This window comes from Calditrichota bacterium (assembly GCA_013152715.1).
GTDB lineage: Bacteria > Zhuqueibacterota > Zhuqueibacteria > Thermofontimicrobiales > Thermofontimicrobiaceae > 4484-87.
The window spans coordinates 1-12,568 of the sequence record JAADFU010000202.1; the positions used below are offsets into that span (position 1 = coordinate 1).

The 12,568-nt window shown below is 44.5% G+C and carries 11 protein-coding genes; all 11 read right to left on the reverse strand.

From position 1 onward, the window contains the following. Nucleotides 1-133: 133 nt before the first annotated feature. Nucleotides 134-2,377 (reverse strand): T9SS type A sorting domain-containing protein, encoded by a 2,244-nt coding sequence (locus GXO74_16185; protein NOZ63192.1) that lies wholly within the window; start codon nt 2,375-2,377, stop codon nt 134-136. Between the two features lie 79 nt (nt 2,378-2,456). After that, nucleotides 2,457-2,663 carry a hypothetical protein gene (locus tag GXO74_16190; protein NOZ63193.1) on the reverse strand — a complete coding sequence of 69 codons (207 nt, stop codon included), beginning with the start codon at nt 2,661-2,663 and terminating at the stop codon, nt 2,457-2,459. 23 nt (nt 2,664-2,686) lie between these two features. After that, on the reverse strand, nt 2,687-3,679 hold the full coding sequence (locus GXO74_16195; GenBank protein NOZ63194.1) for a glycosidase: 993 nt from the start codon (nt 3,677-3,679) through the stop codon (nt 2,687-2,689). Between the two features lie 583 nt (nt 3,680-4,262). Then, a complete protein-coding gene (locus GXO74_16200) occupies nt 4,263-5,261 on the reverse strand; it encodes an SPFH/Band 7/PHB domain protein (protein ID NOZ63195.1) in 999 nt (332 codons plus the stop codon). Nucleotides 5,262-5,278: 17 nt separating this feature from the next. After that, nucleotides 5,279-5,713 (reverse strand): NfeD family protein, encoded by a 435-nt coding sequence (locus GXO74_16205; protein ID NOZ63196.1) that lies wholly within the window; start codon nt 5,711-5,713, stop codon nt 5,279-5,281. Nucleotides 5,714-5,818: 105 nt separating this feature from the next. After that, on the reverse strand, nt 5,819-7,327 hold the full coding sequence (amrB, locus tag GXO74_16210) for an AmmeMemoRadiSam system protein B (GenBank protein ID NOZ63197.1): 1,509 nt from the start codon (nt 7,325-7,327) through the stop codon (nt 5,819-5,821). An 18-nt stretch (nt 7,328-7,345) separates the two neighbouring features. Further along, nucleotides 7,346-8,485, reverse strand: a complete 1,140-nt coding sequence (gene amrS, locus GXO74_16215) for an AmmeMemoRadiSam system radical SAM enzyme (protein ID NOZ63198.1) — start codon at nt 8,483-8,485, stop codon at nt 7,346-7,348. A gap of 2 nt (nt 8,486-8,487) precedes the next feature. Continuing rightward, entirely contained in the window at nt 8,488-9,489 is a 1,002-nt protein-coding gene (locus GXO74_16220; protein NOZ63199.1) for a DUF362 domain-containing protein, read from the reverse strand. 351 nt (nt 9,490-9,840) lie between these two features. Further along, nucleotides 9,841-10,965, reverse strand: a complete 1,125-nt coding sequence (locus tag GXO74_16225) for a DUF5009 domain-containing protein (GenBank protein NOZ63200.1) — start codon at nt 10,963-10,965, stop codon at nt 9,841-9,843. A gap of 96 nt (nt 10,966-11,061) precedes the next feature. Beyond that, nucleotides 11,062-12,027, reverse strand: a complete 966-nt coding sequence (locus GXO74_16230; GenBank protein ID NOZ63201.1) for a hypothetical protein — start codon at nt 12,025-12,027, stop codon at nt 11,062-11,064. 140 nt (nt 12,028-12,167) lie between these two features. Then, nucleotides 12,168-12,568: sodium ion-translocating decarboxylase subunit beta (locus GXO74_16235; protein ID NOZ63202.1), on the reverse strand; the 401-nt coding region annotated here is incomplete at its 5' end.

The window sequence follows — 12,568 nt, forward strand, 5'->3', positions numbered from 1 at the left end:
ATTGAATATAAGACGATATATTGTTTTTAAAAGGCTGACGCCTTAACTCCAATCTAATTTCGGAATTAAGCCGTAAGGCTTTTATTTTTTTCCATTGCTATTTTACTTAAAAATTTTCAAATAGTCATTCATATTATTTCAAAAAAATTGCCTTCCCGGTCTGATTTTGGTTTCCGGCAATCACTTTTATTAAATAAACGCCTGAAGCCACAATTTCTCCTGAATCATTTGTGCCATTCCACTGAATTTGATGCGAGCCTGGCAAAAATTTTTGACTGACTAAATTTTTTACAAGTCTTCCGCTTCCGCGCAGATCATAAATTCTAACGTCCACTCTTTTTTTTTGAGCTATTTCAAAACAAATGAAAGTTGATTGGTTGAAAGGATTGGGATAATTCGGATACACCTGAAAAGTCGGAATTGATGAACCGCGAGATTTTTCAACAGAAGTTTTGTTGCGAATTTGCACTGCAGGTTGGGTTCCTTCATCAAAATATTGCCAATCGCTGCCAAGGTCGAAAATCGTCTCCGTAGTGATTAATTTTAAATCAAAAAACAAGTCCAGACTGTCGCTTTTGCTGCGATGGACTTCGGCAGCGAGCAGATTTTTCCCGGGCATCAGCAACGCCCGCTCTGTCTCGCCTAGCACGATGGACTTGATTCCCATATCCTGACCCAAAGCAAAAGTCTCGTAATGCAAACTCTCCTGCGGCAAATTGACCCGCTCGATTTCCTTGCCATTGAGATAAATTGCCGCGCCGTTGTCATATTTCAAAATAATCGCCATGTAAGAAATATCATTAGGATCCGGGATGTCAAATTCTCTGGCAAGATACAAAGTATTGACTTTTGCGACTGACGAAGCGATTTCGCTATTGCCGAAACCTAACGGCGCATTCCCTGTCTCCCAGGATTCTCGATTGTAATGCGGATCGTGCCAGTAAATTTCCTCTTTTGTCGTGTCCACAGAAAAAGTCACTGCAACAGAACTATCCCCGGCATTTCCAAAAACATCCGCCGCTCGAATGAAAAGCGTATAGCTTTTCCCATGCTCTGCGGGAAAATCGATCCAATGTTTTAGTGTTCCTTCGCCATGGTCAAAGCGATTTACCATTTGTTCAAATGGCAAATCAGAAAAATCGTATCGCAAAAAAGCGGGTTCGTCCGTTTCAATTTCAATGCGCACCGGTGTTTTGTAGGAGATAAACTCTGCATCGGGAAATTTGACAATTTCTGGCGCGAGGGAATCATCACCAGAAATGGAATACATGTCCGGCAAATCTCGTTCGAAAATACTCTGCGGATCGTTGTAGAAACTGACAAAATCAGGCACAGAAGCATGCCCCGGGTAAGGCGCGAAGAAATGCTGCACACTTGCATTGCGCCAGACGAGAAAATATGATATGCGGCGCGCAACAGAATCATTTTTCACAGGATCAAAAAATTTCGTCCAGCATTTATTGTCATTTAAATTTAATCCCAATTCCGTCAATGCAGCCACTTTTTGCTTGCTGTCCGCAAGCTCGACAATCATTCTCAACATACGCAACCCGTTCGACACGTTGCCGTCGGAAAAGGCATTGTAATCATCCAGCCCCAGAATGTCCACATAGTCATCGCCAGGATAACGATCGAGATATTCATCCAGTTGATAAAAACTGGAAGGCGAATAAGCATAAAGCAGATGGTGCAGCCCTTTCACATCGCGCAAATATTCCACAGTGAATTGCCACAATTGAATGTATTCTTCCCTTGTGCAATTGCCTTTTCCCCACCAAAACCAGTTACCTGTGTGTTCATGGTAAGGTCGGAAAATAATCGGAATAGAATTGCCGTCTTCGGTTTTGAGGCTCGCCAAAAAATCAGCCACTCGATCCAGTCGCGCTTTGAACGCCTCGTGTCGGGATCCGCCGGGTAAAATGTGCTTCACAGCCGGCGTTGTATCCCAGGCATTTCCACCGGAAACAGGATTTGTGCTGTGCCAGGAAATCGTATTGATACCGCCGCGGCTGTAAGCTTCCAGAATCCATCCGCGCAAATTGTTAAAATTGACGCCGTCCAGATTCAGTGATGAGCCAAGCTCAATTTTCCCAATCTCCCAGCCGTAAACCGCAGGATAATCGCCGCAAATAGATTTTATGTCCGACTTACCCGGAACCGCCCACCAGTAAACGCCATAGGCTAAATCGTCCTGATGGCCAAACATGATTCCTTGTTTGCTCAAATCGATAAGATTAAACAAAAGAGCCTTTGTTTCAGCAGTGGCATTCAGATCAACGGGTGTATTGGTAATCTTCGCTTTTCCCTGACTGATAAATGTAAATAAAAACAAAGTCATCAAAAAGAAAGAAATCCAGGCATGGAAGTGAAGTTTCATGTAAATTTCCCAATTTTTGATTAGGAAGTTTGATACATTTATTTTTGATAAATATTTTCTATCTTTTTTTTAAATTTGATTAACCACGAAGCACACGAAAAACACGAAGAGAAATAAAGATTAAGCTCAAATCAAATTTTTGGGGGATTTGATTATAAACATCATGCATTAATTTGCTTAAATTCGATTTTCTAATTATCCATTTTTCCAAATCTAAACCTAATTTTTTAAATTTTAAAAAAACTTCGTGAGCTTCGTGCCCTTCGTGGTTATCTATTATTTTCACAAACCCATTCCCACTATTCACATTCAAAAAACCTCTGAATTCTCTTTCACAAAATCGATCAAATCATCAATATAAGCAAAAGCCAGACAGGTATAGGTATCTGCTCCGCCGTAATAAATGGCGATACGCCCTGTCTCCGGGTCTGTCAATGCAGCGCAAGGAAAAACCACATTTGGGACTTTGCCCGTTGTTTCGTAAGGCTCTTCCGGTGTGAGCAAATACTGATTTGTGCGGTATAAAACTTTATGCGGTTCGTCAATGTCCAACAGGGCTGCGCCCATGTTGTAAACAAAACCATTGCAGGTATTGAGCACGCCGTGATATAAAAGTAGCCACCCCTCGCTGGTTTCGATGGGCGTGGGCCCGGCGCCGACCTTGGTTCCCTGCCACCACTGGCCTCCGGCGCCCATGACAAACCTGTGTTTTCCCCAGTGAATCATATCCGGACTCTCGCTGAGAAAAATGTCTCCGAAAGGAGTGTGGCCATTGTCGCTGGGTCTGCTCAGCATCACATATTTGCCGCGAATTTTACGAGGGAAAAGAACTCCATTCCTGTTAAAAGGCAAGAAAGCGTTTTCCAGTTGATGGAAAGTTTTGAAATCATAAGTTTGCGCCACGCCAATCGTCGGACCGTGGTAGCAATTGCACCAGGTGATGTAATACTCACCCTCGATTTTGCACACACGGGGATCGTAGGCATATTCCAAGCTCCCGATTTCCGGATCGTCTATCTGAAAAAAAATCGGATCGGCCTCAATCTTCCAATTAATGCCGTCATTACTCTGACCAAAATGCAAATACGGCAACACCGATCTGGAATCCGCCCGAAAAACGCCGACAAACTTTCCGTTGAAAGGGACGACCGCGCTATTGTAAATGCTTTGCACTTTCGGTAGCGGATTTCTGTCAATGATCGGATTTTTGCTGTAACGCCAAACGATTTCATTTTTGCTGACAGGTTTATCTTCCCAGGGTAAATTCGGCAGCGGATCGTTCAATATTTGGTATTTTCCCATTACTCGGCTCCATGAAATTTTCATGTTTTTATCGCACAATTATTTCAATATTCAGCCATTTCGTGACAGAAACAATTCTGGCGGCTAATTTACGAAAACGTTTTAGGTGATTGTCATTGATTTGAGAAAACGGATAATTTTATTACGATAAAATTTCAACCAAAATCTTCAAATTGGTACCACCTTTCACTGCACAAATATTATCTGCTGAATGTTTTTATCATATTATTTCTTTTAAAATTAAATAAACTTTACTTATTTCACTCACGGAAAGGATAGATTGAAAATAAAAATTTCAGCGAAATTTTATCAGCGACTCCGCCAGCGATTTAATTCAATCGAATCCGCTCCACAGAAATCGTTTTCGTAATTAAGATAGATAAATAATTTTTGAAAGTCAAGGAATTTTTTAGGTTCTGTGTTATTTGAAAAAGGTTTTTTGACAGGATTTACATGATAAACCGGATGGAAAATATAATGGCAAAATTGATTTGGGTTCGACCCAATGAAAGTGTGCGCCCCAGATTAGCAAACCTTGCGAAGGTTTGGAACCTCCGCAAGGTTAAACGCTCCAATTAAAATTTTATTTCACTTTTCCCACGCCTTCCAGCATCTCTTTGATTCCGCCCAGAGAGCTCAAAACTCCGCTCGCTTCCACGGGCAAAAAGACGGTTTTGGTCCTGTCGCCAGCAACCATCTCCTTCAGCGCATCGATGTATTTCAGGGCAATTAAGTAATTTGCCGGATCACCGCCAGATTGAGAGATGGCTTCAGTGACGCGGGTAATTGCCCGGGCTTCCGCTTCGGCAACTTTGATGCGCGCGATGGCTTCGCCCTCTGCGGTTAAAATTGCCGCCTGTTTTTCGCCTTCAGCGCGATTGATGGCGGACTCTTTGGCGCCTTCGGCTTCCAGAATCGCGGATTTCTTTTCGCCTTCTGCCTGCAAAATTGCCGCGCGTCTGTCGCGTTCCGCCCGCATCTGTTTTTCCATGGCCGCCTGCACATCTGCCGGCGGAGTGATGTCCTGCAATTCCACGCGGTTCACTTTCACGCCCCATTTGTCAGTAGCCTCGTCCAGAATCATTTTCAATTTTTTATTGATCGTATCCCGCGAAACCAGCGACTCGTCCAGATCCAGTTCGCCGATCACATTACGCAGCGTGGTCTGCGTCAGTTTTTCGATGGCGTCGGGCAAATTAGCGACCTCGTACACTGCTTTTGCCGGATGAGTAATTTGGAAATAAACCAGCGCGTCGATCTCGATAGTGACATTGTCGCGGGTGATGACATTTTGCCGGGGAAAATCGTAAACAGTCTCCCGCAAATCAATACGGCTGGTGCGCTTGGACGTGATGTAAGTCGTTCCGCCGGAAACATCGTGCGAGACATATCGCCAATCGATTTCGCGCGGTTTATCGAAAATAGGCCAGATGATATTCACGCCGCTTTCCAGCGTCCGATTGTATTTCCCGAGGCGCTCGATGATCATCGTTTCTGCCTGCCGCACAATGACAATTCCTTTAATTGCAAAAATGATGATTAAAATTACAAAAATCAAGATAATCACCAAAATAGGATCCATGCCAAATTCCTCCTGATTTAATTTTTTTCTACAAAAGCCGTCGCTCCTTCGATGCGGACAACTTTAACCAATTCACCGACTTCGGCTTTTTCACCGCCTTCGGTTCGCGCGCGCCAATCCTCGCCGCCGATTTGCACTCGTCCCTGATTTTCTGCGTTATCGATTGCTTCGATCACTTTAGCCGTTTTCCCGATGAGCCCCTGCACATTTGTGCGCAGCGGATCGTCAAAACGATAAAAATATTTTTTGAGCAGCGGTCTGATAGTGAAAAACACAATTAGAGTAGCAATGGCAAACACTAAAAGCTGCAACCGGAAACTGACTCCCAAGGCAGCAAATAGCGTTGTGATAATTCCGGAAACGCCAAAACTCGCCAGCACAAACCCTGGCGTGAAAATTTCCAAAATGAACAAAATGAGACTGATAATCACCCAAAAATGCCACCATTCCATGCGGTTCTCCTTTCAAAAACAAAAAGCTCCGCACAAACCGCAGAAAACAGCCAGCGCGAAGCTTTTCATCAAAATTTAACCTCCCTTATTTTTCTTTGCGTTTCTTTATTCATGAAACACATCCGCCGAAAAAATCTTAATTTTCGTCCCTTCTTCTTTCCAGGCATCGCGCGGCAGCCCCGCTTTTTGACAGGTGTGTTCCAGAAACGTCTCTCTGTCCCAGCCGTATTCAGTCGCCACCTGCGGCAGCAAAAGCCCGCTGTTCATGCCCCGCTCGATGATGATGCCGTGTTTACCAACTTCGATCTCATCGATATTTTTGATTTCGCGCACCGGCGTGAGTACAGAAATTTCAATTTCCAGATCATTAAATTCATCCGGAGTCACGGGATTAAAACGCGGATCGCGAAACGCAGCGGCCTGTGCCATGTCAATAATTGTTTCTTCCAGCGGTTTAAACGCCAGAACATAGCCGATGCAGCCACGCAACATGCCACGTTTGTTTAAAGTCACGAACGCGCCGCGTTTTTCTTTGAATACGGGAAATTTGAACTCAGGTTTCGGCGGTTTCTTGCCATCGAGTACTAATTTGATCGTCCGGCGAGCAATTTCCAACAGTTCTTTTTTTTCTTCATTGGTGAGACCGCTTTCCACACCCACTTTTTTCTCCTTTTTTTCAGTCGATTTTTTGTAAATCGCCACCGAGCCGTAGCCGACAACGTAGCCGCCTTTTGAACGCATGACATCGTTTGAATTTGTCTGGTAAATAATTTCCGCCGCATCGGCCCCTAAATTTTTTGCCACAATTTCCGCGACAACAATTCCGCCGGCGCCGCACGCTTTGAACTCATCGCTATTAAAACCGCGCAGCAATTTCTCCGGCGCCAATTTAACAATCTCCTGCAAAGTTTTATTGTCCGTGGCAACACAGTCATCGTAAGAATAGCCGTGGTACAAATCGCTACTCGCGACAAGCAAAACGTTTTTTCCTTTGACGGCGTTTGTGATTGCGTCCGCTAATTTTTTGCAATTTTTCCAGGAATAATCCCACAGCACAATGGGAACGATTTTCAAGTCAGGAATTACCGTCTGCAAAAACGGCAACTCAATCTCCAGCGAGTGCTCCTGCCGGTGACCTTCCCAGGTGAAACGAATCGACTCGTCGTAAGCAATAATCGCATTGGCGATTTCTTTATTCACCGGGACAACTCCCAGTGGTGTTTCGTAACCGTCGAGATTAAAAACTGACGCGCCGTAAAAAGCTTCGTGATGACTGGGAGCGAGCACAATGACAGCATCGTATTTTTTTCCCTGAACCTGTTTGTAGGAGTGAGCCGCCGTAAATCCTGAATAGGCATATCCGGCATGCGGAGCAATGAGCGCGATGATCTCACCGTTGATATCCGCCACTTTTGCATTTTCGAGAAAATATGAAACTTCTTTGCGCAATTGATCGGGATCGCCGGGATACCAGGTCCCCGCAACAACTGCTTTTCTGATATTTTGCGATTCCATATTCTTCTTCTCGACCTCCTTGTTGGGTTGCGATTTGCACTGCAGAGAAGAAATCAATGTGAAAATGAGACAAACAGCAGCTAATCGTAAAGGTTTCATTTTTCTTCCCTTTAAATTCTAATGCCAGACTCCAGGAATAGAAGTCTTGCAAAATTTGCATCTCCCTTTGCTATCGAGATTATTTTCTAAAATTTGATACCCGATGCGCCGAATAATTATCTTTTTGCAATTCGGACAATAGGTATTCTCTCCCTCATTCCCGGGCACATTGCCGATGTAAGCGTAATGCAAACCCGCATCCAGCGCGATATTTCTCGCCTTTTCCAATGTCGCCAGCGGAGTCGGCGGCAAATTTTTCAGTCGATAAATCGGATAAAATCGCGAAAAATGCAGCGGCACATCAGGACCCAATTCATTGTAAATCCAGTGGCACATTTTTTTCAAATCAGCCGCCTGATCGTTCAGCGTTGGAATGACCAGATAAACGATCTCTGTCCATTCATTTTCACTCTTGAGAAGAGTCAGCGTATCCAGCACCGGCTTTAGTTTGCCCGCCACAATTTTCCGATAAAAATCTTCCGTGAACGCCTTCAAATCTATTTTTACCGCGTCGAGTACACGGCACAGATCTCGCATCGGTTCCGCCTGAATGTAACCGTTTGTGATCATCACGCTGCGCACGCCTTGCTCATGTCCCGCCTCGGCACAATCTTCCACGTATTCGGTAAAAATAACCGGCTCGTTGTAAGTGTAAGCGATGGATTCAGTGCCGGCATTTTTTGCGTAGCGAGCCACGTCTTTGGGAAAGAGTTTGTAACTGCGGATTTGATCCGGCCGCGCCTGGGAAATTTCCCAATTCTGGCAAAATTTGCACAACACATTGCAACCGGCTGTGGCGATGGAAAAAGCCGTGGTTCCGGGCAAAAAATGAAACAAAGGTTTCTTTTCAATGGGATCGACATTTGCGCTCACCGCCCTGCCGTAGACAAGCGTGTAATATTTCCCATCGTGGTTTTCGCGCGCCCCGCAATAGCCGGTCTCCTGATCATCGATGACGCACTCGCGCGGACAGAGTTTGCATTTGATGCGGCGATTGGGAAGTTTTTCGTAGTAGCGCGCTTCCCGGCGAAAGATGTCATCTTTTTTCGTTCCGGCAAAAGCCAATTCTCCGCTGAAAATCAGACTTGATCCCAGACAGGCTCCGGAAAATCCGGCGCTGGCTCTTAAAAATTCTCTTCGAGAAATTATATTCCTCATTTTTACACCTGAATCAATTCGATTTTGCTCAAATCATCCATTCCCAGACGATGACTTTCATCGGCTGCGGTCCGGATGTATGTTGGTTCTCTACCCGCCTCTTTCAGCGTGGGCAAGCCGCTCGTTTTTCTCTTTTCATCGATCAATTTCCAGGCAAAAGCATCCAGCGCCACGCGATCCATTCCCAGCAGAATGCCGTTGAAATTCCACGCCCATTGCGGCATGAACGGCGGGCCTCCTTCGAATTGAGCTGTCAGCGCATCCGTAACGGTCAATCGCGTTTTTTGCCTGATTTCAGAGAACATATTCACATCCGCGATGTACGGATCACCGGAAAAATCGTGATACTTATTGGGATTATGGATGGCGCCAAAGAAATTTTTCAGCGCATTAGTTAATCCCACGATGCCGTGGTCCTTCAAAATCGGGACATTAACGATGGCAGTGCACTGCTCCACCAAAATATTGCTTAAAAAACTGCCGGCCTCACCGTACTCGTAAAGCCGGCGAGAATAGCCCACCTGATCGGTGCCGTAGATTTTCAGCTTATTGCGATTTGTTTGAATGCGGTAGCCAGCTTTTTTCAAATCGCGATTAGCGCGGTCCCAGATGATAATATTTTTTTCCGGCACACCGGCGCTTTTCACGCCTTCGACAATGGCATCCACCAACTCGCGATGCGTGGACATTCCGCGTCCTGCCAAGCAATTGATTTTAATTCCCACGACATCTTCCGGCGTGAAAAGCTGGCGCCAACATTTTTGAGCGCCGGATTCACCAAAAAAATTTTCCATGGCACGAGACAATAATTTTCCAACTTCATCGCCGATAAGTTTACCTTTCTTATCTCTGATCGCCTCGCTTCGCGCCTCGACCAGACGGCGACTGAGCTCCTTTAATTTCCTCGTCTTTGTCTGTTCGTTTCCCTGACATCCGGGTAGAAAACCGAAATAAATCCCGCTACCAGCGGCGACCGAAGTTTTTAGGAATTGGCGTCGTTTCATTGCTATTGAGTCGTCCGTTTGATTGTTTCTTTGCCTCGAAGGCTCCAAGACGCAAAGAATTTTAAATTATATTTTTGGTTATGCTTCCAATTTATTTTCAATAATAAAAATTGGTATTTTAAATGATTTAATAGCACACGGAAAACACGGATGACACTGATTCCCGCTGATAAAAAATTAAAAAAATCCGTGTAAATCCGCGCAAATCCGTGTCCCATTTTTTCTTCTACTCTTGCACAAATTATACACATTATTATATCAAATTCCCCTCACATTTTCAAGCACTTTTTCGATAGAGAAAATTTGCCAACTCAATTTATTTTATCACGCAATCTGCAAAAAGTTTCCCCATCAAATTTTGATGAAAATCTTCTTGCGATACAAAATCCACATCAAACCCAGAAAAATTAAATTCCAGGCGATGGGATAGAGCAGGGACGCAAAATAATCCGGCGCCCAGGAATGAAAAAGATTTTCAAAAAGCCAGGTCTTCAAAGAAATTACATTGCCATCCGCCTGAGTCCATTTGGTGTAAATTGTGATGCGGGCGATGATTCCGGACAGCACGTAAACGGCGATGGCATTACTGCCAAAAACGACGAACGGCTTTGCCCAGCGGACAAAACCTTTGATGTCAATGATCCAGTAGCACATGGCAAGAAAAATTGCCGCCATACCGGCCATGAAAACCGAGTAGCTTGACGTCCACATATTTTTGTTGATCGGCAGCCAGACGTTCATAATGATCCCGGTGAAGAGGGCAAAATTTCCCGCTACGAACAGCCCGGAAACTTTCTCGTATTTGTCACGCGAACTGCGCAGCCAATTTCCGGTGAAAACGCCAAACATCACTGTCGCAATCGCCGGAATGGTGCTCAAAATTCCTTCCGGATCAAAACCGGGAACCGGCGCTCCGGACCAGGTATGGCCTGCCAAAAGATGACTGTCGATGTACCAGCACAAATTTCCCGTAGGCTCCAATACTCCGGCGCCGTAGCCAGGCACAGGAATTAATTTCACCGCTAACCAGTAACCGACGAGCAAAATGGCGGTCCAGCCGATTTGCCATCTCTTGTCCGCCTTAAGCACGATTAGCGAAGCAAAAAAATAGGCAATGGCAATGCGTTGTAAAACGCCGGGGATGCGCATGGTTGAAAAATGAAAAAATGGGAACAAGCCCAAAAACAGTCCCAGCGCGAAAATAATCACCGTGCGGCGAACCACTTTGCCGAACAATTGTGAAAAAGAGTCGCCACGCTCCATTCTTTTATTTAAAGAAAACGCCATCGCCACACCGACGATGAACAGAAAAAACGGGAAGACCAGATCTGTCGGCGTCCAGCCATTCCATTTGGCGTGTTCGAGAGGCGGGTAGACATAGCTCCAACTGCCAGGATTGTTCACCAGAATCATGAACGCAATGGTTAGTCCGCGAAACATATCGAGAGAGATCAAGCGATCGGATTGATTACTCATATTTCCTCCGAAATGTAAGATAATTTTAGTGAGTAACTAATTGAGATCACAAACGACGTCTTTTTGAAAATTTTCTCCTGAAAATAGTTTATTCGCTCATTCCCCCATTGAATTTTGAGCGATGAAAAATGCCTTACTTGCTCGAGCCTTTTTGCCGGACTTATTATCTTCAACTTTTACTTCAAAACGATAAATTCCCGGTGGCAGATCGCTTACGTCAAAATTGCCATTCACAAAAACAAACTTGCCTTCACTTTCCACATTCCATTTTGTATCTTCTTTGACGACCTTTCCCCTGCCATCGTGAATTAAGTAATGAATATCGAAGCCGTAAAGGGACGGCTCCTTGATTCGAGCGAGATTGTAGATTTCGCAGTAAAGGTAAATTTTCGAAAATCCGCCGCCAAATTCGAGGCAGCTACTGGGGAAAACTCGATATCCCCATTTGTCAAATTTTGTGCTATCCCTTTTTGCTTTGACAATCGAATAAGCAAATTCAATATCGCTCAATTGCAATTGCTCCGATGAATATCGTTTTACTTCCACGCCTCTTTGCACGATAGAGGTTTGTTTTGAAACCAGATCCCTCAGGACAACTATTAATTCATAATATCCTTCTTTGATCTTCACACTGTTTTGTTCCACCAATTTGTCAAACGCCAACAGTGAATCTGATGCCGAAATTTCGTCTTCCAGATACAACGTGTCCAGAGGATTGACTCGCAGTTTCTTCTTTTTGTAGGCGACGACCTTTTCCTTTTCTTTATCATAATAGCAAAGAGAATCTTCAAAAGCGCTGTTCTCAACAACAAAAGTGAGAATCTGACAATGGGACGTCATGGCTGAATTATGCTGTTGAAACGTCAGACTGTTGCGCGCGATGTTGTAATAAATTTCCAGATAAACAGTATTATCGTCGAGTCGAAAACGCGCGACATCAACGCAGAGTTTGGGCGTTCGGGTTTGAGTCTGTCCCGGTAATGCAAAAAGCAGCATCAGCAGAAAAATTTGCCTGATTTTCCGATGATTCAAAGGAAAAATTTTGCGAAAAGAAAAGTTCATGAGTAATCTTCAGGTTGGAATTTTTCAATTTTGTCAAAATCGCAATATCAAGTTACAATTTTTTCATGAAAAAGTCAAACTTTTTGTTTACAGGGGAGATTTTTTTTAAACAAAAATTGGAAGGAAGCCCACCGATGCGTTCAAAACGTCAGCGTTTTGGTCAAGATTGCCAGCAAAATTCCTGCTGCCACGGCTGAACCAATCACTCCTGCGACATTGGGCCCCATGGCGTGCATGAGCAAAAAATTTGTCGGGTCTTCTTTGTGGCCCACGGTATGAACCACCCGAGCGGAGTCCGGTACCGCTGAAACGCCAGCCGCGCCAATGAGCGGATTAATTTTATTTTCGCCTTTGAGAAAAAGGTTCATGAATTTGGCAAACAGCAAACCAGACGCTGTCGCGACCATGAATGAAAAAGCGCCAAGGACAAAAATCAAAATAGATTTTGGGCGCAAAAAAGTGGTCGCCTGTGTACTGGCTCCCACTGTTACACCGAGCAAAATCGTCACGATGTCAATGAGCGCAGTGCGCGCTGTATTTC

Bases quoted from the DNA above. Each gene is read 5' to 3' on its own strand.
- GXO74_16185 (NOZ63192.1), bottom strand. From the start codon at position 2,377: ATGAAACTTCACTTCCATGCCTGGATTTCTTTCTTTTTGATGACTTTG.
- GXO74_16195 (NOZ63194.1), bottom strand. From the start codon at position 3,679: ATGGGAAAATACCAAATATTGAACGATCCGCTGCCGAATTTACCCTGG.
- GXO74_16200 (NOZ63195.1), bottom strand. From the start codon at position 5,261: ATGGATCCTATTTTGGTGATTATCTTGATTTTTGTAATTTTAATCATC.
- GXO74_16205 (NOZ63196.1), bottom strand. From the start codon at position 5,713: ATGGAATGGTGGCATTTTTGGGTGATTATCAGTCTCATTTTGTTCATT.
- amrB (NOZ63197.1), bottom strand. From the start codon at position 7,327: ATGAAACCTTTACGATTAGCTGCTGTTTGTCTCATTTTCACATTGATT.
- amrS (NOZ63198.1), bottom strand. From the start codon at position 8,485: ATGAGGAATATAATTTCTCGAAGAGAATTTTTAAGAGCCAGCGCCGGA.
- GXO74_16220 (NOZ63199.1), bottom strand. From the start codon at position 9,489: ATGAAACGACGCCAATTCCTAAAAACTTCGGTCGCCGCTGGTAGCGGG.
- GXO74_16225 (NOZ63200.1), bottom strand. From the start codon at position 10,965: ATGAGTAATCAATCCGATCGCTTGATCTCTCTCGATATGTTTCGCGGA.
- GXO74_16230 (NOZ63201.1), bottom strand. From the start codon at position 12,027: ATGAACTTTTCTTTTCGCAAAATTTTTCCTTTGAATCATCGGAAAATC.